Below are 22,605 nucleotides of genomic sequence, written 5' to 3' on the forward strand. Positions count from 1 at the left end.
TTTACCTTTCCTTGTTTATTCTAAAAATTCATCAATTTTTCGCTATTTCCATAAAATCAAACTAACTAATGGTAGATTTACGTTTATAAAAGAACTTGATTCGACAATATGAAAAACACAGTCTTCAACTTAAAACCATTTCTTCTTTTAGTGGCCGTCTTCGGCATGGTCACTTTTTCCTGTCAGGATGATCCAGACACCCCATCTGAGATAGCCTATCAGGTCAAGACTGGAATTTTTGCCAGTATGCACGAATGGTATTTTTGGAACGACGAACTACCTGAAGGAATTGATTTTAATTCATACAGCTCTTACGAGGACCTATTGGAAGCTTTAAAGTACCAACCTTTGGACAGGTGGTCATATATAACCACCCGAGAGGATTTTGATAAAGCTTTTACAGGGCAAAATAGCGGTCATGGTTTTGGATGGGCAATTGATGCGAATGATAACTTGTACCTTGCTTTTGTGTATGATGATTCTCCAGCTGGAAAAGACGGATGGCAAAGAGGCTGGAAAGTTTTGGAGATTAATGGCAAACCAGTTTCCGACTATAAAACAACAAGTGGATACAGCATTTCCTTAGGCCCTTCAGAAACGGGAATCAGCAACACTTTTAAATTTGAACTACCTGATGGAAGCACCACAACTCGGACAAACACAAAAGATGAATATCAATCCAATTCGGTTTTGTACAAAAATGTTTTTGACATTGATAGTAAAAATGTAGGCTATTGGGTGTACAATAGTTTCAAAGCTACCGCAGGTATCAGCCCAACCAAAAGCGTAGAGGTGGATGAAACACTTAATTACTTTGAGAATGAAAATATCGACGAATTGATTATCGACCTTCGATACAATGGTGGCGGATCTGTGGCTGTGGCAGAACAAATTATGAACAGACTAGTACCTGCAGCTGGCAATGGTAAAATCATGTATACCAACAAGCACAATTCCAATAAAACAGAGTTTGATGAAGCCACCAATTTCACTAAAAGTGGTAATATCCAATTGGACAGAATTTTCTTTATTACAGCAGGAGGTTCCGCATCAGCTAGTGAACTGACCATCAACTGCCTAACCCCCTACATGGAAGTTATTTTAGTAGGTTCAAATACCTATGGAAAACCAGTAGGGGCATTTCCGCTTTCCTCTTACAATAAAGTACTCAAAGAAAACAATATAGAATTAGTTCCTATTACTTTTTCCACTGCCAATGCCAATGGAACTGCAGATTACTATAATGGGTTCCCAGTGAATTATCAGGCATCAGATGGGATTTCAAAAAACTGGGGAGACGTAGAAGAACCAAGATTAAAAGCAGCATTGAACTATATTTCCACCGGAAGCTTCCCTGTAGGAGAACGAACAATAGTCAATGAGCCCTCATGGAATATGATCGATGACTTTGAGGGCTTGCAAAAAGAGTTTCCTGTGTATTAAAGAGCATGCCTCGTGTAAAGTCACCAACAAAACCACGAGGCATTCTTCTACTATTACCTGTAAATGTCTTCTGTTTATTCTTTATGTCTTTCGATAAGCACCTCCATTACTTCATCCAATTCGTAACTTTTCGCTTCTAAAAGCACCAAATAGTGGAACAATAAGTCAGCTGCTTCCCCCATAAATAATTCCTTATTGTCATCTTTGGCTTCAATGACAATTTCCACCGCTTCTTCTCCTACTTTTTGGGCTACTTTGTTGATCCCTTTAGCAAACAAAGAAGCAGTATAGGATTGGTCTGATGGATTGTTTTTACGGTCTTTGATAATACTTCTTAGATGATCAATAAAGGCCGTTTTTGATTTATTATCTTCTTTAAAGCAAGTATCAGCTCCAGTATGACACACAGGACCAACAGGTTCCACCTTGATCAATAAAGTGTCCTGATCGCAATCCAATAAAATATCTATTACAATCAAAAAATTACCTGAAGTTTCCCCTTTGGTCCACAACCTTTGTTTAGTACGGCTAAAAAAAGTCACCTTTCCCGTATTTTGAGTTTGCTTCAATGCCTCTTCATTCATATACCCGAGCATCAGCACTTTATTGGTGTTGGCGTCCTGGATGATGGCCGGAACCAAACCATTTACCTTTTCAAAATCTATCTTTAACTCTTCCATTATTCATTACCTGTCCTAACGTGCACAGATCTTTTTTTACGGTTCAAAACTATATTCTTGTACTAACTCCCTCTTTGGCCAAATACTTTTTCAAATCAGGTATGCCTATTTCTTTAAAGTGAAAAATACTGGCGGCAAGTGCCGCTTCTGCCTTTCCAGCAGTAAACACATCTTTAAAATGCTGCATGTTTCCTGCTCCACCTGAGGCAATCACCGGAATGCTCAAAGATGACGATATTTCACTGGTAAGATCATTGGCAAAACCTGCCTTGGTCCCATCATGATCCATGCTGGTCAGCAGGATTTCGCCAGCTCCTCTTTCCGCCACTTCCTTGGCCCATTCCTGCGTTTTTAATAGAGTCGGCTTTCTTCCCCCATGCGTATGTACAAAGTCAATTCCATCAATACTTCTGGTGTCGATCGCTACGACTATACATTGACTCCCAAACTCAGCAGCCATCTCATTGATCACTTCAGGCCTTTTAACAGCAGCGGAATTGATACTGATTTTATCAGCTCCAGCGTTTAAAAGCACCTTTACATCTTCCACTGTAGAAATCCCTCCTCCAACGGTAAAAGGAATATTGATCGCCTTGGCCACCCTGGCAACAAGCTCGGCCAAAGTTTTTCGTTTATCTACCGTCGCGGTAATATCCAAAAACACTAATTCATCCGCTCCTTCATCTGAGTAAATCTTGGCCAACTTCACCGGATCTCCTGCATCTCTCAAATCCACAAAGTTAACCCCTTTGACAGTTCTGCCCTCCTTGATATCCAGACACGGTATAATTCTCTTTGTCAACATAAGCACTTAATTCACAAATTCAGCAAGTTGTTCCAATGTAATTCTTCCTTCATAGTACGCCTTGCCTACTATGGTACCGTACACTCCTATTTTCTGCAACTCCTCCAAATCTTTCACCTCGGAAACCCCTCCACTGGCTATCAGTTGAATTTCTGGAATTTCTTGAAGGATCTCTTTGTATAAATCCACCGAGGGACCTTGAAGTAATCCGTCTTTGGCCACGTCCGTACAAATCACATATTTAACACCTTTGGCATGATAGTTCTTGATAAACTCTATCACATCTGCCTCAGTAGTTTCCTCCCAACCACTAATGGCTACTTTACGGTCTTTTGCATCAGCGCCTAAGATTATTCTCTCTGAGCCAAAGCTTTTTAGCCAACTCTCAAATAAAGCTGAATTCTTAATAGCTATGCTTCCCCCTGTTACTTGTGAAGCACCTGCATCAAAAGCCATTTTGATTGTTTCGTCAGATTGAACGCCTCCACCAAAATCCACTTTCAAGGATGTGTTAGTAGTAATTTTTTCCAATACAGATCTATTGACAATAGTCTTGGCTTTTGCTCCATCCAAGTCTACCAAGTGTAATCTCCTAATGCCCGCGCCCTCAAACTTTTTGGCAATTTCTAAAGGGTTGTCAGCATATTCTTTTTTCTGTCCATAATCACCTTGGGTCAAACGGACACATTTACCCCCAATAATATCAATAGCTGGAATAATTTCCATGATTATAAATTCAAGAAGTTGGTTAATATTTTTTGACCGGAAAGGCTGCTCTTCTCCGGATGGGCCTGCATTGCATAATAATTATCCTTATGCAACAAGGCACTAAAGTCCTCCAAATAATGGGTGCTGGCTATGGTATATTCAGGATGGATTTCAGCAAAGTAACTATGGACATAATACACATAGTCAGTTTCATCTAATCCATTTAGCAGAGGACTTTTTAGTTCTTGGAGATTGTTCCACCCCACATGGGGCACCTTGTCCAAGGGTGGAAATTTCTTTACTTTGATGGGAAAAACCCCCAAACAGGTAGTGTCATTTTCTTCTGAATACTCACAGAGCAGCTGCTGCCCCAAGCAGATCCCGAAAAAGGGTTGCTTAAGTTCTTTGATCAATTGATCTAATTTTCTTTCCCTAAGGTATTTCATGGCAGAACTGGCCTCTCCCTGTCCGGGAAAAATCACTTTATCCGCCTTTTTGATTTCTTCCACATCATCGGTCAATTTTGCGTTGACCCCCAAACGTTCCATCGCATATAACACCGACTGCACGTTTCCGGAATTATATTTTATAATGGCTACATCCATTTAATTTCTATAAGCTAAAAAGCTAAATAGACCTCAAAGTCCCAAAGGATACTTCGAGGTCTATTGCTTTGGTTTGTAATTTTTTGATCTGCTCTTTGAAAGCTTTTCTATCTCCCATTTTCAGAATACCAAAATTAAACATTATTCCCTATTTATGAAGGTATTCTTGAGGCTATTTGGCAAAGGAGAAATTTTTCAAAATTTCAATGAAACCATTTCAAAATTGATCTCCTTACCAAGACCTCCCTAAGCCACTGAGGAATTGGCCAATTCCTCTTCCAAAACCTTCTCGATTTCAGGAATCGACTGGTACAATTGCTCATAACTTTCAATCACAAAATATTTATCCTGGAATTTATCTTTCCAGTAAGCTGTCTGCATGATTTTTCTGACATCATACTCAATATGGGCAGGCTCATCAGAAAGGCTAAACTTGGTTTCCCCAGCAGAACTAAGTATTCCGGCACCATAAATTTTCAACATCCCATTTTCCCGGATCAGACCAAATTCAATGGTAAACCAATAAATTCTTGACAGTAAATGGATGGCCCATTTATTATCAATATACTTCAAGGCAATTCCACTCAAATCTTCCAAAAAATCAACATAAGGCTGGTTGGTGAGCAAAGGCATATGAGCAAAAGCATCATGAAACATGTCTGGTTCTTCCAGATAGTCCAACTGTTCCATCTTTCTCAGCCAAGTGGAAGATGGAAAACGCCTATTTCTCAATAGGCCAAAGAATAGGTCATCATCGATTAGCCCAGGTACCACCTGCACACTCCAACCGGTCGTTCCTCTAAGCTTTTCATTTACTTCTGCAAAATTGGCAATCCTGCCCGACCCAAAGTTAACGGCTTCTATTCCATCCAAATACGCTTGAGAAGCTGCTTTGGGAAGATTGACAATCTGTCTTTCGTAAAGGATTTTCCAAACTTTAAAGTCCTCTGAAGTGTAGGCATCATAATCTTGATGCATTTCCTGTAACCGGGGGTCCTGAAACACCCAATTTGCTGATTTTCCTGTCATCTTATATCTGGGTTTGTTCTTACTAAATTTACGTTAAATATTTTGTCTGGTTATGAAAGCAAAAAGGCCTAATCCAAAATTGGATTAGGCCTTAAATATTCCTTATTGTAATGCACACAGCGTTACACCTAATCCTTGAAGGGAAGGAAATGGTAATAGTAGCTATGATATTTTACTGTTGATTGCTTCATTATGAGTGACAAATATAAGTATTCCCTTTTTAAAACCAATAATTTACAATAAATCAAAGGTTTTTCTCATCGCAAATGTTTGTCGAATTTGACTTGTCAATTGGGCACTTTGTGCGAAATTCAAGGTTTGTTGACCATCAGAGTAGGCTTTTTCTGGAATTTCATGCGCTTCGTAAATAATACCATCAGCCCCTGCCATCACGCCAGCCAAAGCCATTTGATGCACAAATTTCCTGATGCCTATTCCATGAGAAGGATCTACTACCACTGGCAAATGAGACTTATCCTTCAAGATGGGAACAGCATTGAGGTCAAGGGTATTCCTACTGGCTTTTTCATAAGTTCTAATTCCCCTTTCACACAAAATCAATTTCTCATTCCCACCAGAAAACACATATTCTGCTGACTGAAGTAACTCCTCAATAGTTCCTGAAATCCCTCTTTTGATCATTACTGGTTTATCTACCTTACCCAATTCATCTAGTAGATTAAAGTTTTGGGTATTCCGGGCACCTACCTGAAAAACATCCACATAATCCAGCATTTCTTCAATTTGGGAAACCTGCATTACTTCAGTAATGATTTTGATCCCTGCTTCACTGGCCAATTTATGCCATAACTTTAAGCCATCAATTCCCAATCCTCGAAAGGCATAAGGGCTACTTCTTGGCTTATAAACCCCGCCTCGCATTATTTTGATATTATTTTCTTTCAAGTGGTCAATAACCTTAACAATCTGCTCCTCACTCTCTATCGAGCAAGGCCCAGCCATTACAGCCATATCTCCTTCTTTGATAAACACCCCATCACCAAGATCAATGGAAGTTGGTTTTACTTTCCACTTTTTTGAAACCAATTTGTAGGCATCAGAAACAATATGGATATCTTGGATTCCTTCATGGTGACCAAATTTCCTAATGTCAAATTCAGAACTACCAATTCCCACGAGGTAAGTTCCTTCTTGGGTATTCACCTCTGTGATTTTGTAACCTATTTGATTGATTTCATTGATCAAACTTTCTTTTTGATTTTCAGAAATATCCCGTTTTACTTGTATAATCATGGCTTAAGCTTGTTTTACTCCCTGAATAAAAGTTTTTATATCTTGTTTGAGGTTCTTGGCATCTCTAAGCACTTTTATAAAAGCACTTCCAATGATCGCCCCATTACTATAAGAAGATGCTGTCATAAAGGTAGCATGGTCTGAAATACCGAAACCTATCAATCTAGGGTTTGCCAATTCCATAGCTTTCACTCCTTCGAAATAGGCGATTTGTTCCTCACTGATACCTGACTTGGCGCCAGTAATGCTATGGGAAGAAACCATATAAATGAACCCATCCGACTGCTTGTCAATTTCCCTGATTCGAGTCTCACTGGTCTGAGGTGAAATCAGAAAAGTATTTCTCAAGTCATATTGATCAAACAATTCCTTATAATCTTCCTGATACTGTTGAATTGGTAGGTCAGGGACTATCAGTCCATCTACTCCCACTTCCTTGCATTTTTGGCAAAAAGCCTCCACTCCATATTGCATAATGGGATTCAAATAGCCCATCAATACCACAGGAATAGAAATTTTATCGCGCATGCTTTCAAGCTGGCTAAACATTTTTTTCATGCTCATTCCATTTTCCAACGCCACTTTATTGCTTTCCTGTATGGTTGGTCCATCGGCAACAGGATCGGAGTATGGCATGCCAATTTCTATAATATCCGCACCGGCTTCTTCAATTCCCTCCATTACCATGATGGTATCTTCCAGTTTTGGAAAACCTGCTGTAAAATAGATGGAGAGTATATTTTCTTTTTTCGTTTGAAATAAATTATCTATTCGATTCATGATCTCTGTTTGGTTAAAGGTGATTAGTAATTAAGCCAACTGCGGCCTTTACTGATTGCCCAGTATTTTCACGGTCATACTAATAACCTCCCCACTTAATATAGGTATCCAAGTCTTTATCTCCCCTTCCTGATAGATTCACAACAATTATATCTGAGGAATTAAACCTTACCTGCTTCAAAGCGGACAAGGCATGAGCAGATTCAATGGCCGGAATGATCCCTTCCAGTCGGCTCAACTCAACCCCAGCTTTCATTGCGTCTTCGTCTTCTACCGCATAAAACTCTCCCCTACCTGAATCAAATAAATGAGCATGTACTGGCCCAATACCTGGATAATCCAAGCCAGCAGAAATAGAATGAGGTTCTATTACCTGACCATCTTCCGTTTGCATCAACAAGGTTTTACTGCCATGTAAAACCCCTGAAGTACCCAAAGCTGTTGTTGCTGCAGATTTACCCGAAGAAACGCCCAGGCCAGCAGCTTCTACAGCCACCAATCTTACTTCTGGAGTATTGTAATAGTGATAAAAGGCTCCAGCAGCATTGCTTCCACCACCCACACAGGCAATCACCAAATCAGGATTTTCCCGATCTTCCTTCTCCTTTAATTGGTATTTGATTTCCTCACTGATGACAGATTGAAACCTGGCCACCATTTCTGGGTAAGGGTGTGGACCAACTACTGAGCCAATGATATAGTGGGTATCCACAGGGTTATTGATCCACTGCCGCAAGGCCTCATTGGTTGCATCTTTGAGCGTCTTGCTACCAGAAGTCGCCGGAACTACTTTTGCGCCAAGGATTCTCATTCTTTCTACATTGGGCTTTTGACGCTCCATGTCTATCTCACCCATGTAAACCGTGCAATCCATTCCCATAAGGGCACAAACCGTAGCGGTGGCCACTCCATGCTGACCAGCGCCAGTCTCAGCTATGATTCGCTTCTTCCCTAGCTTCTTGGCCAAAATTATTTGACCAATAGTATTGTTGACTTTATGGGCTCCTGTATGACATAAGTCCTCCCTTTTCAGGTAAATCTTAGCACCATATTTTTCAGAGAGCCTTTCCGCAAAATACAAAGGCGTTGGCCGCCCTACATAATCCCTCAATAGGTGATGAAACTCCTTTTTGAATTCATCAGATTGAGTAATCTGCTCATAATTATTTTTGAGTTCTTCTACATTGGGGTAAAGCATCTCGGGGATATAAGCTCCTCCAAACTTACCATAGAACCCTTTTTCATCGACTTTTATCATAATATTTGCGATTATGCCCTCAGGCAAATATTTTTTCTAGTGACCGCTTCGGAGTTCGGTCACAAATGTTTTAATTTTTATAATGTCCTTTAAGGCCGGTTCAATTTCAAACTTTGAATTGATATCAACCCCTGCCATTTTTGGTACTTTCTTTTGCAGCTCCAATAGCGATAAGGCACTCTTGTCATCGATCCCCCCACTAAGCAAAAACGGCTTTTCCAAAGGATATTCTTCCAAAACTGACCAGTCAAACTTCTTACCTGAGCCACCAAATTTTTTTGTTTGGGTATCAAACAAAAAGTATTTCACATAAGGTTGATAGGGCTGAAGAGCTTCCCATTCAATACCAGCTTCCACCCTAAAAACTTTGATGATACCTGCTTGGGACCTTTCTGACAAAGTCTTTACAAAACCAAACTCTTCATCGCCATGTAGCTGAATATAGGATAAACCATAGGTTGCCTCCATCTCCAAAATCGTCTCTATATTAGTGTTGACAAAGACTCCCACCTTTTTAACCTTTGACTGGCTAATCATCTGGTTTTCTTCTTTAACATACCTAGAAGATTTTGGGTAGAAAATCATCCCCATCAAGTCCGGAACCACCTCCTCCACCAATTCCTTCACATTTTCCGGATCCCGCATCCCACAAACTTTGATCAACATCTTTATACTACTTGCGTATTGAAATCTGGACTTAGGTCCTTGAACTTGCTCATAAAATTGTAGGCGGCTTGGTGAGGCCTAATGGATTTCATAAAATTCTCACCAATGAGAAAACCATCAAATCCTGCCTCTTTTAACTCTACCAAGGTTTTAGGATCTGAAATACCACTCTCTGAGATCTTCACAAAATCAGAAGGGATTTTACTTACCAGGCTAAAAGAAGTGTCTAATGAAACGTCAAAGGTCTTCAAACTTCTATTGTTCACTCCTATCAAATCCAAATGTTCATTGATAGAGCGGTCAAGCTCCTCCTCATCATGCACTTCCATCAATACTTCCAACCCAAGTGAATGGGCAAAGGAAGCCAATTCAGACAATCTGCTTGGCGTTAATGCTGCCGCAATCAAGAGGATACAATCTGCGCCTATAGATTTTGCTTCAACGATCTGGTACTCATCCACCACAAAGTCCTTCCTTAGAATAGGACAAAAATTAAACTTTCTTGCTGTGGTCAAGTCTTCATTTGAGCCACCAAAAAACTCCTTATCGGTTAAAACGGATAAGGCTGAGGCTCCAGCCTGCATATAACCAATACTGGTCTTTTCCACAGAGGCAGAACTGTTGATCATTCCTTTTGAAGGAGACTTTCTTTTAAACTCAGCTATGATGCCCGTTTTATCAGGGCGTGTCACATACTTCTTCATGGACACCCCTTTGCTTTCAAAGAAAATACTTCTTTCTAACAACTTTACCGGGACCAAACTTTTTCGCTCAGCTACCTCTTCCCTTTTATGGGCAATTATTTTATCTAAAATATTCATGATTAGAAATTAGGCTAATGAAATAGATTTTTTAGGACTCACCAAGGCTTTAAACTTCTCCAATGCCTTGCCACTTTTCAGTGACTCTTCTGCCTCGGCAATAGCTTCTTCAAAACTGAGGTTTTGGTCTGCTGTACATAATGCGGCCGAAGAATTGGCAATGACTACTGCATTCTGTTCTTTGGATCCCTTTCCGGTCAGGATATTCTGGAAAATCTTAGCAGAGTCTTCGATGGTTTTTCCTCCCTCGATTGACTTTGCTGAGATTTTGGGCAAACCGATAGATTCAGGAGAAATCAATCGCTCTCCTTGATTGGAAATCATTTTAAAATCTCCAGTCAATGAAATCTCGTCATACCCATCCAACGCATGAAGAATACTAAAGTTGACATTATTATTTTGATACAGATAGCCATAGAGTCTCGCCAACTCTAAGCTAAACACGCCCACCAGTTGTTTTTTGGGAAAACTAGGATTCACCATTGGCCCCAGCATATTGAAAAATGTCTTCACACCCAACTCCTTACGAATAGGCCCTACATTTTTCATGGCAGGGTGAAAAAGCGGAGCATGTAAAAAACAAATCCCAGCTTCATCCAAGTTTTTTCTGATCACATCCAAGTCATTAGTAAAACTATAACCAAATTGTGCTAACAAATTGGACGAACCACATACTGATGAAACACCGTTATTTCCATGTTTTGCCACATTCTGCCCTGCACCTGCTACTACAAAAGAAGACAAAGTCGAAATATTAAAAGTATCCTTGCCATCACCGCCAGTTCCACATAAATCCATCGCATCATACTCAGCTATCTCAACAGGAATACATAATTCCAGCATGGCTTCCCTAAATCCTTCAAGCTCTTCCACCGTTATGCTTCTCATCATGTACACCGTCATGAAAGCAGCCATTTGGCTCTGATTGTATTGGCCAGAAGTGATCTTTTTTAAGATTTCCTTGGCCTCAGACTTATTGAGCGTTTGGTGCTCTATAAGGTGATTTAAGATTTCTTTCATAATCTATTCATTTACTTAGAAGCATCATACTTCTATATATTTACTATGGTTGTTGCCGTTTAATAAGGTAAGTTAATGATTAACAGAGAAAAGATCATCCTTTAATCCAATTCAAAACAATCTGCTTTCCATGCTCTGTCAAAACACTTTCGGGATGAAACTGCACACCTCTTACTTTAAACGCTTTGTGCCTTACTGCCATGATCTGGCCATCCGGGGTTTTGGCAGTAACTTCAAGTTCTTCCGGAAGCGTTCCTTCATCTATCACCCAACTATGGTACCTTCCTATTTTGAAGGAATTGGGAATCCCTTCAAAAAGAAGGTCTGGCTGAACCTTTACTTCAGAAGCAACACCATGCACTACCTCTGTCAAGTTATTCAAACCACTCCCAAAGGCTTCACCTATGGCCTGATGCCCTAAACACACTCCCAGAATATCCTTTTTGCTGGCATAACGCTTAAGTAGCTCAGGCATAATACCTGCGTCTGCTGGTACCCCAGGACCTGGGGAAAGTAGAATTTTATCATAGGCAGCCACATCCTCCACTTTGATTTTATCATTTCTAAAAATGTCCATCTGGCCCCCATAACCTAATTCCCTGATGATATACACCAAGTTATAGGTAAAAGAATCATAATTATCTAGTACTAGTATTTTCATATTTTGTATCTGAAAGTTTGAAGGTATCCATCAAAACGAGTGTCCCAACGGATTCCTTCAAAATTATTTCACTTTTTCTACACTATTTATTTCTCATTTGTCAAGAGATATATCTATTTATACTTCTTCAGCAGCCTTAAGCGCTACTCTGAGTGCTTCCAACTTATTGGCCACTTCCTGTAGTTCACTTTCTATGGATGACTTAGCAACCACACCTGCTCCGGCTTGGAACCTTAACTTGTTATTCTGAGAGACAAATGATCGAATCAAAATGGCATGATTGAAATCACCATTAAAACCCAAAAAGCCAATAGCTCCCCCGTAAAATGTCCTACTGGTACTTTCCAGTTCATCGATCAATTCCATAGCTCTGTACTTTGGCGCTCCAGAAAGTGTCCCCGCTGGAAAAGTATCAGCTACCAGTTGAAGTGGATTGGCAGACGCAGGCAGAACACCAGTCACTTTAGAAACCAAGTGGATCACATGAGAATAATATTGTATTTCTTTGAACACCTCTACTTCTACTTTCTCAGAAGAGCGACTCAGGTCATTTCTGGCCAAATCCACCAACATCACATGTTCTGAGTTTTCCTTAGGGTCATCATAAAGCTTGGTCGCTAACTCTGCATCAGCTTGATCATTCCCCGTTCTTTTAAATGTCCCTGCAATAGGATAAATCGTTGCCTTTCTTCCTTTTACCACTATCTGGGCTTCTGGAGAGCTACCGAAAACTTTGTAAGATCCGTAATCAAAGTAGAACAAGTAAGGCGAAGGGTTGACAGACCTCAAAGCTCTATAAACGTTGAATTCATCTCCTTTAAACCCAGTGGTAAATGATCTTGATAGGACAATTTGAAACACATCCCCTTTGAAGCAATGCTCCCTTCCTTGGCGAAGGATATCCAAAAACTCATTATCTGTATAATTTGAAGTTTCCTCTCCGTCCAATTTAAAAGAATAAGTAGGTATATTTTTGTTGTTAAGTAGGGTTTCAATTTGTTTGATGCTCCCATCTCCTTCACCGTTGATATGATGATCAAAAATATGTAACTCATTTTTGAAATGGTCCACCACGATCACATTCTTATATACCGCGTAGAAAGCCTGAGGTACACCTGACTCCTTGGTATTCTGCAACTTGATATCTTCAAAACTTCCCACAGTATCATATTGCATATAACCAAAAAGTCCATTGGAGATAAATTTAAAATTGGTCTTTTCTTCATCAAATCTACTTGAAAAAGCCCTCAATCTGTCCACCAACTTTTCACCTGCTTCAAGCTGATATGCTTCTTTGGATCCTTCTGGAAAAGTCTCCTTGACTTCATTACCGTTAAATGAAAAAGTAGCCAAAGGATTAAAACAGATATAAGAATAACTGTTCTCATGGCCATGGTAATCAGAACTTTCCAACAAGATAGGATTCTTGAACTTATCCCTTACCTGAAGGTAAATACTCACAGGCGTAATCGTATCTGCAAGTAGTTTTTTGTACCTGGTTTTGATTTTAAAATTTTGTTTTGTGTCCATGGTTAATATTGAAATAAAATAAAAAAGGCTTACCGGGGAAATCCAGCAAGCCTCATTATGTATGTTTTCGTACTCAGTTTTAGGCAATAGCAAGCTGTTCTTCCCGATCAAGAAGTCCTGTATGCCACCACCAATATTGAGTATGATTTTGTTTCATGTTTTTCACGTTAGGCAAATATATAAAGGCATTTTATTTACAAAAAATATTTATGATAAAAATTTCAGGCAAGTCCAAACAAAACCTATTCCAGAAGCTGTAAGTATAAATTAAACATCATGACTGGGCTTATTTCGGAATATTTTCGCTAAGTACAATTTTGATCTTGTAGATAAAAAAACAATTATCTTTGTAGTAAAACACACCTCATCCCTATGACTGCAGTAGCAAAATACTTTAAGAGGACTTTCGATGATTATAAAGTCCTTGTTCAGGTAAACCCAGAAGACTTTACGGGCATAGAATTAATCATTCATCCTTCCGGAAAAATAGAAAAGACCACCATGGAATTCGATGAAGAAATCTATGATGATCTTGAAGTTGATGAATTTGAGCCTTGCAGCCCATTGGAGTTTAATCTTTATCTTAAAGGCCTCGGTTAACCACAATGTAATCTATTGCATTTCACTTTCATCAGGCTCCTTTTTCTGGTGCCAGTAAGTTGGCAACTCTTTTTCCTCCAACTTCACCAATCGGCTATTCTCAAAAGTCACCAAAATATAAAAACGGTCATCCCTAACTACTCGGTAAGTTTTCTGTCCATCCTCCAACTTACTGATAACTGCATCATTGTGCCTTTTTAGGAAATCGCTTTCTTCCATTCCTATTTCATATTGAGTAGATTTTTGGAAACTGGCACATCCACCGAGTATTAGTCCAAAACCGATTATCATAAGTAATCTCTTCATAATTTCATTTTCTAGTACATGATAAGTAAATCAAGAATATTGCCAATTATTTCTTTTTGATTCCTAAGCTATTACCCAAAATCCAAAGATATTTTTGGTGCTGGCTTTGCAAAGGTAAGTTTTTGAAGTACCTTTGTACTCAAGCGGCACGACCAGCTCCTGTCAAATCCCCCAGGTCCGGAAGGAAGCAAGGGTAGACGGTTGTAGCGGTGCGATGCCGCTTCTTTTTTACCTTCTTTAATAAATGTCATGATTACATTTATTATTTTTGATCAAGTTTCAAAATAATCGCCTAACTTTACAATCCATATTCATTCGAAACCAAAAAACCGTTTTAAAAATGAAATTCTTTATTGACACAGCCAACCTTGATGAAATCAAAGAAGCATATGATTTAGGGGTATTGGACGGTGTAACCACCAATCCGTCACTGATGGCCAAAGAAGGCATCACCGGTGATGAAAATGTTAAAGCTCACTACAAGGCTATCTGTGACATTGTGGACGACAAGGTAAGCGCAGAGGTAATTTCTACTGACTTTGAAGGAATGATCAAAGAAGGTAAAGAGCTTGCAAAAATTGACGATAAGATCGTAGTGAAAGTTCCTATGATCAAAGATGGTGTAAAGGCCATTAAATATTTCAGCAATGAAGGTATCAGAACCAACTGTACCTTGGTATTCTCTCCAGGTCAAGCCATCTTGGCTGCTAAAGCCGGGGCTACTTATCTTTCTCCTTTCATCGGAAGATTGGATGATATCGCTTTTGATGGCTTGGATTTGATCGAACAAATCGTTCATATCTACCAAAATTATGGCTATGACACCCAAGTGTTAGCCGCTTCAGTAAGACACACCATGCACTTAATCAAATGTGCAGAAATTGGCGCTGATGTGGTAACTTGCCCATTGAATGTAATCACAGGCTTATTGAACCACCCTTTGACTGATGCTGGTTTGGCTAAATTCTTGGCTGACCATGCAAAAGCCGCTGGTAAATAAACCAATCAAATATTATATTTTTCCACCAACCTGTTTCCTCTTTGGAGGTGTTTAAGGTTGGTGGTTTTTTTATGGCCTGTTGTTTGCAATTTCACAAATTAGGATTTTACGCTTTTCTTAATAGAATATTTTTTTCTGAATACGTTATAATTTAAATTTCGCTTTCTTTTATTCATCTTAAAATTCATGTATGTATATCATTAAGGTCAAAGGCAAGGCTAAAATCCCTGATTATATTCAGATTAGAGACGAAAACTTTGTTCTGGTCGCCTATTTTAGGGCTGATCGTCCCCTTAAAAACCTTGAAAAGTTTGGTTTGGAAGGCAAGAAAGATGAAATGGAAACTTTGATCAAAGAACTTCCTTTTGGTAAATTACAAAAGCTAGAATTATAAAATATATGGTATTCTCCAATGACCCGGTGGTCCGTTTACATAAAGCCTGCATCTTCCAAGGAATTACAGCCATATTGCAAGATGTTACTTTTCAAATTGAGAAAGATGAATTTGTATTTTTGATCGGAAGAACTGGAAGCGGAAAAAGCTCCCTGCTAAAAACGCTTTATGCTGACTTGCCTTTAAAAATGGGCCAAGGCAACATCGTAGGATACAACCTGACTGATGTTAAAACCAAAGAAATCCCTTACCTAAGAAGAAAACTTGGTATTGTTTTTCAAGACTTTCAGCTTTTTACCGACCGTACTGTAGCAGAAAACCTTTACTTTGTCATGAAGGCTACTGGATGGAAAGACCGATCCAAAATGAAAACCAGAATGGTTGAAGTCCTGATGAGAGTGGGACTTGGAGGTTCTGCCACTAAAATGCCACATCAGTTGTCAGGAGGAGAACAGCAGCGGGTGGTCATTGCCAGGGCCCTTTTGAATGAGCCTTCCATTTTATTGGCTGATGAGCCAACAGGAAATCTTGATCCGGAGGTAGCAGATGGTATTTTCAAGCTTTTTCAGGAAATCAATAAACAAGGCACGGCAGTATTAATGGCCACTCATAACCATGAACTCCTAAAAAAATACCCTTATAGGATTCTAAAATGTGAAAAAGGAAGACTTTTGGATTCCAAGACTTCTGACGTTTTAGAATAAGCAGACTTTAATCAATACTCAATAATGTTGGAGCAATACTTTCCACGCCTCCTCAGTCTTACCTTCTTGGAGTAGCTCTCGGGCGTATTCGTGTAAGTGGAAAATTAGGCTTTCCTCATCATTTTGAAAACGGATACGTATCTCCTCCATTTCACTCAATTCCCCATATAAATTGACTTCTTCTTCAGAAGGCAGCACTTCTACATTTCCCAATTTACCCAAATCATTACCTGTCAGCACTACACTGTACCTGATCTTATCAGGTATCTGATCAACGCCTATCCCCCTGTTTTTGACAGGTTTTTCTATTTCAAAAAGCGAAGCACCATTTGCTCTGCAATACCAATTCCCACCCATTCTTGCCACCGCATCTAGCTTAAAAGGGTCTATCTTTCCTTTCTCATCCAAAATCAGTTCATCGAAATGTGCCAAAACAATTTCGCAAACCACCAAATTGGCTGCCCCGCCTTCCTCTCCCATGGAAATCACTTCCTTTACCTTGCATTCAAACGCCACTGGCGCTTCCTTTACCCTTGGAGGAGCTACCAACTGGGATGTTACCTCTGTAAACCCAGCCTTTTGAAATTCATTGACCCCCTTTTCATATTCCGTACTAGCCAGAGACATCTGTTCAACCATGGCATAATTCACAATATTGATGACTACCTCTGGTACTTCTAACACATTCTCTAAACTATGTTTGATGGTATTGTCCCTCACCCTTCTCGATGGAGAAAACACTACAAGCGGAGGGTTCGAACCAAAGGCATTAAAAAAACTAAATGGACTCAAGTTGACATTCCCTTCCAAATCGACTGTACTTACAAAGGCTATTGGACGAGGCACAATGGCCCCCAGCATAAAAGCATGAAAATCTCCTACTGAAACTTCACCGGGTTCAACTGTTTTCATATACTAAGGCGTTTACATTTAACTCACTTCTCAAAAAGAGCGTATTAAAAAAACAAAGCGTTGCATAAATATTTAACTTTGACCGTCTTTTTCCAACAAATAGTAATTATTTTACTTATGCTGGAATCTTTCAACAACCCTATTCTCCCAAAATAATGACAAAGAAGCTGATTTTTTCCATTTCGATTTTATTCTTGTTTGGAATACTCTCCACTTCCCTTGCTCAGCGGATATCGGGAAGCTCTACACTTAAGATAGATGACAATTTGGATGAAAGAATCTTCTCTATTTCACAATTGGAATTTTTCGAGGACACCACCAACAACCTTGGTTTTGAAGACATTATCCGACCAAGATTTCAGGGGAATTTTAAGATCAGACCAGACTTTTCAAAAAACGATTTTGATATTGAACACACTTATTGGGTTAAGCTCTCCATTGATAAAACTCCAGAAAGCGAAAAAAAATGGCTGATGGAATTCTATGATCAAACCATGGATTTTGTGGAAGTCTTTGCACCCAGTAAAAATGGCTCTTACCAGAATATCTTAATGGGAGATGCTCTTCCCTTTCAAACCAGAAACTTCAGACACAAGAATTTTGAGCTGATATTGGACAATAACAATTCCGGAATATCGAATTACTATGTGAAGATCAGATCAAGTCAAAAAGCGGATATTCGGATTGCCATCCGCTCTGTCAACCGATTCATATACTATGCCCTGAATGAGTATTTCGTATATGGTATCTTCTATGGAATGATTGCCATCATCGGCCTTTACAATTTATTGGTTTATACAGCTGTTAGGGAAACCAAATACCTATATTATACTTTTTATTTGGTCAGTGTGGGAATATATGCCATGTGTGTGGATGGAATTGCCTTCCAATACCTGTGGGCCAATTTCCCCAAATGGAACCAAATAGCCAATGGAGTATTTAGTTATTCAATTGTGCTATGGGCCATTTTGTTTTCTATCAAATTCCTCAATACAAAATACCGATCCCCTAAAATCCATTTGGCCCTTCATGCTATTCTGATTGCTAAATCCATACTGTTTCTGGTTGCTCTCTTTTGGGACCACAAGCTGTTTGAGATCAAGTATTATGACATCATTCCGTTCTTCTTTATCTTTTTTGCTAGTATCTACATTTGGTCAAGAGGTTATAAAGTGGCTCGTTTCTTTGTAATTGCCTATGGAGTACTTTTTGTTGGTGTGGTAGTAAAAGTATTGGTCAATGCAGCCATTATCCCTCACGCTACCCTAATTTATTACAGCTTGCACCTGGCTTTCCTATTGGAAATGCTTCTGTTGACATTTGCATTGGGGGACAGAATCCGTATCCTTAAAAACAATAGGGATCGAGCACTAAAAAGATCGATTAAGCAGATCGAAATCAACTATGCCCTGAAAGAAAAGGTCAACCGAGAACTTGAGATTAAAGTCCAAGAAAGAACCCAGGAGCTGGCCCGAAAGAATAAGCTTTTAGAAGATTATAATCATCAGCTGATGGAAAAAGATGAAGAAATCAAAAGGATCAATTCACTTCTTGACAAGGACAATTGGAAATTAAAAAGCAGTATCAAGGCTTCTTTTCAGGCTAGACTAAACAACAAATTGCTTTCATATGATGAGTTCAAAAAAATCTTTCCCGACCAATCGGCATGCTATCGCTATTTAGAAGAATACAAATGGGGCAAAGGTTTCTCATGCAGGCATTGCAACAACACTAAAAGCTCTAAAGGTCCCAAACTTTTTACAAGGAGGTGTACTAAGTGCGGCCACATCGATTCTGTTACTGCAGGAACTATATTCCATGGTGTGAAATTCCCTTTGGAAAAAGCGTTTTATATCGCATATGATCTAATTGCAAATACCGAAAAACAAACCTTAGACCAACTTTCGGAACTTTTAGATCTTAGGAAAAATACTGTTTGGAATTTTAGAAAGAAAACTAAACTCCATATTGAAGCCAGTGACGTGCAAAATCCCCATTGGCATGACATTTTGATGATGGAGGACGAAAAGGATAAAGCAAAGTAATCCTCTAAAAAAATGTTCCAAACTTAAAAACACACCTATTCACTTACTACCAGTATTTTTGTGTGATACTCACCTTAAAAATCGGCCATAATTGCTTATAAACGTATTTTTTATTGATACTCTTATGGGAATTCCCATAGTGTTTTGACACTCTAAATTGTCCATAAATGGGCATGATTTTCATTTTTTTTACACTTCATTTTTTTCTTTACCCTACCTTTTCAACATCAAACGCGCAAAATTGCAAACGTTTGAAAAACGAATAATTAAAACCCAAAACCAAACACTTATGATCAGGTCTTTACGCATAAGTAAGGAGTCATGGAAACCCAAAATCCCTTATTTAGGAAAATTATCCATGGTATTGCTAGTGGCATTAATGGCCATAGTCAGTACAACGACAGCCCAACAAACCAACGTCACAGGACAGGTACTTGACCGGCAAGGGGAACCCATCCCCGGAGTGAACATTTTGGAGCAAGGCACCAATAATGGAACCGTAACTGACCTCGATGGTAACTTTGAGATATCAGTAAGCTCCTCCAATGCCGTGCTGAATTTTTCCTTTATCGGCTTTGAGTCTCAATCAGTCGAACTCAATGGAAGATCCCGTCTTGACATCACATTACAAGAGGAACTTACCGGACTGGATGAAGTAGTAGTCATCGGTTATGGTGCGCAGAAAGAGAAGGAAATGACTTCTGCTATTACCACCTTGAAAACAGAAGACTTGGTCAAAACCCCCAGTTCCAATGCCATGCAGTCCCTTCAAGGAAAAGTGGCTGGTGTTCAGATTGTCAGTAAAGGTGCACCGGGAGCTTCGCCAACAGTAAGGGTAAGAGGTATTGGTTCATTCGAAGGCGGAGGAGCTCCATTATACGTGGTGGATGGAATGTTCTTTGACAACATTGATTTCCTAAACTCCAATGACATCAAAACCCTCTCAGTACTAAAAGATGCCTCAGCCTCGGCCATTTATGGTGCTCGGGCATCCAATGGTGTCGTACTCATCGAGACCAAATCAGGTGAATACGAACAAGAAGCGGAGATTGTCTATGACGGATATTATGGAATTCAAAACCCACAGAATGTACTAAAAATGGCCAATAGCCAGCAATTTGTTCAGTACGTGAACGAAACTGGATCTGCCCCTGATATGGAGTTTGTAGACAATGCCATGCAAGCCTATGGAAGGAGCCGGATAGACCCTAACATTCCGGCTGTAAATACAGACTGGTATAATGAGATTATGAGCCCTGCTCCAATTCAAAACCATACCTTGACTTTCTCTGGTGGTAGTGCCAAAACACGCTACTCTATTGGTGGTAGCTATTTTAGCCAAGATGGACTACTCAATGAAACTAGAAATGAATATGAAAGAGTAAACATCCGCGCCAATATCGACTCAAAAGTCAAAGAATGGATCACTGTGGGCGGTAACTTCACTTTCAGTACTGCCAAACAATATGTAGGTTCAGACGCTGCTTGGTTTAATGCATATTTTGCTGTGCCTATTTTACCTAAATACGATGAAGATTTTGGGACATCACCAGTTCCACTATCCAATGCACAACGACTTGGGTACAGGGGAAGACAAAACCCGTTCTATCCACTAATTTACAACGACAGCAGAAACAAGATAAATAAGATTAATGGGAACTTACATGCGGAGCTAACTTTCATTCCTGAAAAATTGACTTTCAGGACTGCTTACAACTATAAGTTGGACATGATCAATGCTAGGAATGTAAACTTCACCTATAACGATGGAGTCCTTAACCCATTGTCCAGTCTTTCCAGGGAAAACCGTACTTATTTTGACCAAATATTAGATAATTACCTTACCTACAAAGACTATTTTGGTGACCATGGAATCACGGCTACTTTGGGACAATCTTTCAGGAGTGAAACCTACGAAGTACTTAGTGGAGACCGAAATGATTTGGATCCAAACCCTACATTTGGAAACGAAGAACTATGGTACTTAAACAATGGGCAGGCCAATGACATCAACACCGTATCAGATGGTGGGAGCCGAATATTTTACCTTTCCTTCTTTGGTAGGTTAGCTTATAACTACAAAGAAAAATACCTGCTTTATGCTACATATCGTCAAGACAACTACAACAAATTCCAGGTTGATAGTGAAGACTTTTTTACGCTTGGTGCTGGCTGGGTAGCCACTGAGGAGGAATTTTTCAATGTGAAAGGCATCGATTTCCTTAAGCTAAGAGCCTCTTGGGGACAGTTAGGAAACGACGGCATTAGTCCCTCCGTAGGTCAACCAACCTTACAAGGAACCAATAACGCTTTCGACGACGTGCGTGTACCCGGATTTAGACTAGACCCAACTTACGATCTCATCGATAAGATAGAGACTACAGAAGAAACTAACTTCGGATTGACAGCTAGGTTCTTTCAAAACAGGTTGTCTTTAGAAGCTGACTATTATATCAGAAACACACAAAGCCTAGCTGTTACGGTTTTGCAGCCTTTGTTTAGAGGTTCAGTAAGAAGAAGTGTTGGCGAAATTAGAAACCAAGGTCTAGAGCTGTCCCTTAATTGGGAAAATCAAGTTTCTGAAGATTTCTCCTACTATATCGGCGGTAACTTTGCCACCCTAAAAAATACAGTCCGAGGACTTGGAGGCCCTGAATACCTCAATGCAGGTCAGGCAGAATTCCGTCAACGATCCATTGTAGGTCAACCTTATCAAGCATTTTATGGCTATGAAGTAGCAGGTGTTTTTCAAAACGAAGCTGACATCACTAATAGTGGCTATTCAGAGCAGTTCTTGACTGATAATGATCTAGTCCCTGGAGATTTGATGTTTAAAGATCAAAATGGCGATGGTGTCATCGATGACCTAGACAGAGTGGTTTTGGGTTCTTATTTACCCGATCTTACTTATGGGGGTAACCTAGGTTTCAGGTATAAGAATCTTGACTTTTCGGTCCTTATCCAAGGACAGTCAGGGCATAGTATCCTGAATAGAAAAAGAGGTGAAATGATCTTCACCAATGACACCAATATCGATGCTGATTTGGCCACCAACCTATGGAGAGGAGAAGGCACTTCAAATAAGTATCCTTCGGCTGCAGGACTGCGCAAAGGATGGAACCAAAATTTCAGTAATTATTTTGTGGAAGACGGTTCTTTCTTCAGGGTCCAAAATGTGCGTATGTCCTATTCCTTGATAAATAAAGAAATAATGGGTGCAATCATGCCTGAAACACGGATTACCCTGACAGCAGAACGTCCATTGACCATTTTCAATTATAATGGTTTCAACCCAGAAGTGGACAATGGCATTGACCGGCAGACCTACCCAGTCCCTGCAGTGTATACCGTAGGATTAAATGTCAAGTTCTAATATCAATAACC

22 protein-coding genes and 1 other RNA gene are annotated in these 22,605 nt (G+C 39.6%); 8 read left to right on the forward strand and 15 right to left on the reverse strand.

Features of this window, described 5'->3' with window-relative positions; all coding sequences use genetic code 11:
• Positions 1–108: 108 nt before the first annotated feature.
• Positions 109–1,443: a S41 family peptidase gene (locus IFO69_RS01535; protein WP_192007285.1), complete on the forward strand. Its 1,335-nt coding sequence runs from the start codon at positions 109–111 to the stop codon at positions 1,441–1,443.
• Between the two features lie 74 nt (positions 1,444–1,517).
• Here the strand turns inward: IFO69_RS01535 and hisIE are convergent, their stop codons facing one another.
• The 13 genes from hisIE to IFO69_RS01600 form a co-directional block, all read right to left on the reverse strand.
• Positions 1,518–2,123 carry a bifunctional phosphoribosyl-AMP cyclohydrolase/phosphoribosyl-ATP diphosphatase HisIE gene (gene hisIE / locus IFO69_RS01540; RefSeq protein ID WP_192007289.1) on the reverse strand — a complete coding sequence of 202 codons (606 nt, stop codon included), beginning with the start codon at positions 2,121–2,123 and terminating at the stop codon, positions 1,518–1,520.
• A gap of 49 nt (positions 2,124–2,172) precedes the next feature.
• Complete coding sequence (gene hisF, locus IFO69_RS01545; RefSeq protein WP_192007291.1) at positions 2,173–2,928, reverse strand: imidazole glycerol phosphate synthase subunit HisF; 756 nt, start codon at positions 2,926–2,928, stop codon at positions 2,173–2,175.
• A 6-nt stretch (positions 2,929–2,934) separates the two neighbouring features.
• Positions 2,935–3,654 carry a 1-(5-phosphoribosyl)-5-[(5-phosphoribosylamino)methylideneamino]imidazole-4-carboxamide isomerase gene (hisA, locus tag IFO69_RS01550; protein WP_192007293.1) on the reverse strand — a complete coding sequence of 240 codons (720 nt, stop codon included), beginning with the start codon at positions 3,652–3,654 and terminating at the stop codon, positions 2,935–2,937.
• Between the two features lie 2 nt (positions 3,655–3,656).
• A complete protein-coding gene (hisH, locus tag IFO69_RS01555; protein ID WP_192007295.1) occupies positions 3,657–4,241 on the reverse strand; it encodes an imidazole glycerol phosphate synthase subunit HisH in 585 nt (194 codons plus the stop codon).
• Positions 4,242–4,487: 246 nt separating this feature from the next.
• Complete coding sequence (locus tag IFO69_RS01560) at positions 4,488–5,270, reverse strand: phenylalanine 4-monooxygenase (protein ID WP_192007298.1); 783 nt, start codon at positions 5,268–5,270, stop codon at positions 4,488–4,490.
• Between the two features lie 234 nt (positions 5,271–5,504).
• A complete protein-coding gene (locus IFO69_RS01565; RefSeq protein ID WP_192007305.1) occupies positions 5,505–6,524 on the reverse strand; it encodes a bifunctional 3-deoxy-7-phosphoheptulonate synthase/chorismate mutase in 1,020 nt (339 codons plus the stop codon).
• 3 nt (positions 6,525–6,527) lie between these two features.
• Positions 6,528–7,304 (reverse strand): tryptophan synthase subunit alpha, encoded by a 777-nt coding sequence (gene trpA, locus IFO69_RS01570; RefSeq protein WP_192007307.1) that lies wholly within the window; start codon positions 7,302–7,304, stop codon positions 6,528–6,530.
• Between the two features lie 79 nt (positions 7,305–7,383).
• Positions 7,384–8,562, reverse strand: a complete 1,179-nt coding sequence (gene trpB / locus IFO69_RS01575; protein ID WP_192007309.1) for a tryptophan synthase subunit beta — start codon at positions 8,560–8,562, stop codon at positions 7,384–7,386.
• A 36-nt stretch (positions 8,563–8,598) separates the two neighbouring features.
• Complete coding sequence (locus IFO69_RS01580; protein WP_192007311.1) at positions 8,599–9,228, reverse strand: phosphoribosylanthranilate isomerase; 630 nt, start codon at positions 9,226–9,228, stop codon at positions 8,599–8,601.
• A 2-nt stretch (positions 9,229–9,230) separates the two neighbouring features.
• Positions 9,231–10,049, reverse strand: coding sequence for an indole-3-glycerol phosphate synthase TrpC (gene trpC / locus IFO69_RS01585; protein ID WP_192007313.1), 819 nt, complete (start codon positions 10,047–10,049; stop codon positions 9,231–9,233).
• A 9-nt stretch (positions 10,050–10,058) separates the two neighbouring features.
• Positions 10,059–11,069: an anthranilate phosphoribosyltransferase gene (gene trpD, locus IFO69_RS01590; RefSeq protein ID WP_192007315.1), complete on the reverse strand. Its 1,011-nt coding sequence runs from the start codon at positions 11,067–11,069 to the stop codon at positions 10,059–10,061.
• A 94-nt stretch (positions 11,070–11,163) separates the two neighbouring features.
• Positions 11,164–11,730, reverse strand: coding sequence for an anthranilate synthase component II (locus IFO69_RS01595; protein WP_192007318.1), 567 nt, complete (start codon positions 11,728–11,730; stop codon positions 11,164–11,166).
• A 117-nt stretch (positions 11,731–11,847) separates the two neighbouring features.
• The gene (locus tag IFO69_RS01600) at positions 11,848–13,260 is read right to left on the reverse strand and encodes an anthranilate synthase component I family protein (protein WP_192007320.1); all 1,413 of its coding nucleotides are present in this window, start codon (positions 13,258–13,260) and stop codon (positions 11,848–11,850) included.
• Positions 13,261–13,632: 372 nt separating this feature from the next.
• Here IFO69_RS01600 and IFO69_RS01605 point away from each other — a divergent pair, with 372 nt between their 5' ends.
• Positions 13,633–13,860 (forward strand): hypothetical protein, encoded by a 228-nt coding sequence (locus IFO69_RS01605; RefSeq protein ID WP_192007322.1) that lies wholly within the window; start codon positions 13,633–13,635, stop codon positions 13,858–13,860.
• A gap of 12 nt (positions 13,861–13,872) precedes the next feature.
• Here the strand turns inward: IFO69_RS01605 and IFO69_RS01610 are convergent, their stop codons facing one another.
• Positions 13,873–14,166, reverse strand: a complete 294-nt coding sequence (locus tag IFO69_RS01610) for a hypothetical protein (protein ID WP_192007324.1) — start codon at positions 14,164–14,166, stop codon at positions 13,873–13,875.
• Between the two features lie 138 nt (positions 14,167–14,304).
• Between IFO69_RS01610 and ffs the strand changes: the two genes are divergently transcribed.
• From ffs to IFO69_RS01630, 4 genes are all read left to right on the forward strand, one after another.
• Positions 14,305–14,395, forward strand: an RNA gene (ffs, locus tag IFO69_RS01615) — signal recognition particle sRNA small type.
• Positions 14,396–14,506: 111 nt separating this feature from the next.
• The gene (gene fsa / locus IFO69_RS01620; protein WP_192007326.1) at positions 14,507–15,166 is read left to right on the forward strand and encodes a fructose-6-phosphate aldolase; all 660 of its coding nucleotides are present in this window, start codon (positions 14,507–14,509) and stop codon (positions 15,164–15,166) included.
• A gap of 190 nt (positions 15,167–15,356) precedes the next feature.
• Positions 15,357–15,560 carry a fructose-6-phosphate aldolase gene (locus tag IFO69_RS01625; protein ID WP_192007328.1) on the forward strand — a complete coding sequence of 68 codons (204 nt, stop codon included), beginning with the start codon at positions 15,357–15,359 and terminating at the stop codon, positions 15,558–15,560.
• 5 nt (positions 15,561–15,565) lie between these two features.
• Positions 15,566–16,264 carry a cell division ATP-binding protein FtsE gene (locus tag IFO69_RS01630; RefSeq protein ID WP_192007333.1) on the forward strand — a complete coding sequence of 233 codons (699 nt, stop codon included), beginning with the start codon at positions 15,566–15,568 and terminating at the stop codon, positions 16,262–16,264.
• A gap of 18 nt (positions 16,265–16,282) precedes the next feature.
• On the opposite strand, the gene IFO69_RS01635 is transcribed toward IFO69_RS01630, so the two are convergent.
• Positions 16,283–17,176 (reverse strand): flavin reductase family protein, encoded by an 894-nt coding sequence (locus IFO69_RS01635; RefSeq protein ID WP_192007335.1) that lies wholly within the window; start codon positions 17,174–17,176, stop codon positions 16,283–16,285.
• Positions 17,177–17,331: 155 nt separating this feature from the next.
• Between IFO69_RS01635 and IFO69_RS01640 the strand changes: the two genes are divergently transcribed.
• On the forward strand, positions 17,332–19,221 hold the full coding sequence (locus tag IFO69_RS01640) for a 7TM diverse intracellular signaling domain-containing protein (protein WP_192007337.1): 1,890 nt from the start codon (positions 17,332–17,334) through the stop codon (positions 19,219–19,221).
• A 289-nt stretch (positions 19,222–19,510) separates the two neighbouring features.
• Positions 19,511–22,594 carry a SusC/RagA family TonB-linked outer membrane protein gene (locus IFO69_RS01645; protein ID WP_192007339.1) on the forward strand — a complete coding sequence of 1,028 codons (3,084 nt, stop codon included), beginning with the start codon at positions 19,511–19,513 and terminating at the stop codon, positions 22,592–22,594.
• Positions 22,595–22,605 lie beyond the last annotated feature (11 nt).

The organism is Echinicola arenosa (genome assembly GCF_014841125.1).
Lineage (GTDB): Bacteria > Bacteroidota > Bacteroidia > Cytophagales > Cyclobacteriaceae > Echinicola > Echinicola arenosa.